The following is a 2,965-nucleotide window of genomic DNA, read 5'->3' as shown; positions in this document are numbered from 1 at the left end:
CAGTTCACGGCGAAGCGGACACCGGCCCTGCCAGAGCCGGAGGTGCTCAACGAACTGCGCGGGCTGCGCGCCACCGTGCCGCACCTGACCGGCGGCACACGGACCGCCTGGTCGCCACCCTGCTGGAACTCCCGGCCCGGTCACCGGCCGGGCCCTCCTCCCCGACCGGGTCCTCCACACCGGTCGAGTCCACGTCCCTGGTCGAGTCCGCGGCGGACGGCTGGTGGTACACCGCCCCGCTGCCCACCGGCGGCCGGCTGGTCGCCCACTTCACCGACGCCGACCTCGGCCCGCCCCCGCCGGGGGACCGTGCGGCCTTCGACCGGCTGCTCGGCACCACCCGGTACGCCGCCGAACGGGCCGCGGCGCATCCCCCGGGCGAGGGCCGGCCCCGGCGGGCGCCCGCACACTCCTCGCACCTCGACACCCCGACCGGCGACGGCTGGACGGCGGTCGGCGACGCCGCCGCCGCGTTCGACCCGATCTCCTCGCAGGGCGTCCTCACCGCCCTGCACACCGGCACCACCGCCGCGCTGGCCGTCCATGCCCGCCTCGACGGCGACACCACCGCCCTCGACGCCTACCGCCGGAACGTCGACGCCCTGGTCACCGCGTACCGGCGCAACCACCGCACGGCGTACGCGGCGGAACGCCGCTGGGCCGACCGGCCCTTCTGGCGCCGCCGCCACGCACCGACCGGGCACCCACCGACCGGCCCCCCGCCCACCGGGCACCCACCGACCGGGCACCCACCGACCGAGAGGACATCCGCATGACCACCCGTCACGACCACGAGCACGAGGACCCGTCCGTCCACTCCTTCATCCTGTCCGGCCGGGACACCGTCTTCGGCTACCACCTGGCGATGTTCGGCATGGCCGAGCACCGCTACCAGGTGGTGCTGGAGTACCGGCTGCCGAACGACGTCGTCGACATCTACCTCAAGGACCGCGCCGACCACCCGGAGAGCTGGCACGCGGTGCGCAACACCGAGGACATGGTGCTGCCCCCGATCGGCGACGGCACGGTGACCGAGTACCCGGCCCGGCTGGACCGGGTCACCCAGACCGGCAACGGCGAGGACCGGGTGTGGGAGCCGATCTCGGGCGGGTTCACCGCGTGCATCGAGCGGGTGCTGACCTTCCGCCGCTTCAGCGAGGAGGACTTCCCGGCCCACCTCACCTATCTGGTCTACGGCCGCGGCGACGAGGCCCACATCGCCCACCGCCTGGTCAAGCGGCCGCACTACGAGCAGATCATCAGCCTCCAGCGGGTGCCCGAGGGCGTCACCCAGGCCGACCTGGCCGGGGCCGTCGAGCTGAGCATCCCGGCGGTGCCCGACGGCGGCCACGGCGGCCTTCCGTGGACGACCCGGCCGCTGCCCGACCGGACCTACCCGGCCCTGCTCCACCGCGACCCGGCCCGCCCGACGCCGATCACGCTCACTCTCGGCGACGAACGCTGGTGGAACATCACCACCCTGAACGCCTGATCCCGGGGCGGGCCGGAGCCCCCTCCGGCCCGCCTCCGCCGTCGTTCCTGAGAGCCCTCTCTGCGCATCAACTCAGGCTTAAGAGAGGGTTAAGGACCGAGCCTTCCGACGAAACCGCAGGTCAGAGCCCTGTCATGGTCGTTGCATGACATTGCCATGACGGTTGCCGCTCCGTAATATTCAGGCCCACGGGCGACACCGCTCCACACCTGAGAGCGCTCTCACCGTCCGGACCGCCATTTCCGGCACACCGTACGGCAGTTGCCTCCCCCGCTCCCCCACCCGACCCGCGGAGAACGGAACCCCCACTCATGACGCCTCGTCACCAGCGCCCGATATCACGCCGCAAGCTCCTCGCCGCCACTGCGGGCGTGGCCCTCACCGTGCCCGCCGCGGTGACCTGGCTGCAGTCCAGTGCCGGCGCGTCGACCTCGGTCACCCTGCCGCTGGACCTGGTCAACACCACCGGGAACAACACCGTCTACGCCTACGTCCTCGGCCGCGACCCCGCCGCGGGCGGCAACTGGGCCTTCGTGCAGGCGAACGGCAGCAGCCTGTACCACCCGCCGTCCCCGGCCAACGACCAGACGCCGCTGGGCGTCGACTGCGCCATCGCGCTCAACGGCTCCGGCGCCGGCCCCCGCCGGGTGACCCTGCCGCGCCTGGACAGCGGCCGCATCTACTTCGCCGTCGGCTCGAAGCTCACCTTCCTGATGAACCGCGGCGGCGGCCTCGCCCTTCCGTCGGTGAGCAACCCGTCCGACCCGAACATCGACATCCGCCACGACTTCTGCGAATTCACGTTCAACAACGACCAGTTGTACGCCAACATCACCTTCGTCGACATGGTCGGCCTGCCGATCTCCTTCCAGCTGGAGACCGGGCAGGGCACCCAGAACGTGCGCGGCCTGCCCGCCGACGGGCTCTCCCGGGTCGCGAGCGCGCTGCGGGCGCAGTCCGCGGCCGACGGCAGTGACTGGAGCCGACTGATCGTCAGCAAGAACGGCGCGGACCTGCGGGTGCTCAGCCCCAACCTGGCGATCCGCGGCAACAGCGCACTGTTCAAGGGCTACTTCGACAGCTACGTCGACCAGGTGTGGACCAAGTACCGCACCACCGACCTCAAGATCGACACCCAGTTCACCTGGGGCACCGTCACCGGCCGGGTGAACGGCGACACGCTGACCTTCCCCGGCGTCGGCAGCTTCGCCCGGCCCTCCACCCTGTCGATCTTCTCCTGCAGCGACGCACCCTTCACCACCGGCAACGACGAGATGGGCAACCTGAGCGCCCGACTCGCCGCCGCCTTCAACCGCACCACCCTGCTGGACAACCCGAACCAGCCGACCGCCGAGAACCCGTCGGCCTTCTACACCAAGCCGCGCACCAACCACTACGCCCGGATCCTGCACAGCACCACCCCCGACGGTCTGGGCTACGCCTTCCCGTACGACGACGTGCACCCGTCCGGGG

2 protein-coding genes and 1 pseudogene are annotated in these 2,965 nt (G+C 71.7%); all 3 read left to right on the top strand.

Annotation, left to right across the window (positions count from 1 at the left end; genetic code table 11):
* A pseudogene (locus ABZ641_RS31315) lies at positions 1-776 on the top strand (hypothetical protein); the annotation flags it as partial.
* Positions 773-1,492 (top strand): hypothetical protein, encoded by a 720-nt coding sequence (locus ABZ641_RS31310; protein ID WP_359987275.1) that lies wholly within the window; start codon positions 773-775, stop codon positions 1,490-1,492. The pseudogene ABZ641_RS31315 and the gene ABZ641_RS31310, both read left to right, overlap by 4 nt.
* 311 nt (positions 1,493-1,803) lie before the next feature.
* The coding region (locus ABZ641_RS31305) for a beta-1,3-glucanase family protein (RefSeq protein WP_359987272.1) at positions 1,804-2,965 on the top strand (1,162 nt) is incomplete at its 3' end.

The organism is Kitasatospora sp. NPDC007106 (assembly GCF_040634455.1).
In the GTDB taxonomy this organism is placed as follows: Bacteria; Actinomycetota; Actinomycetes; order Streptomycetales; family Streptomycetaceae; genus Kitasatospora; species Kitasatospora arboriphila.
This window is presented reverse-complemented; position numbering and strand designations above follow the sequence as displayed.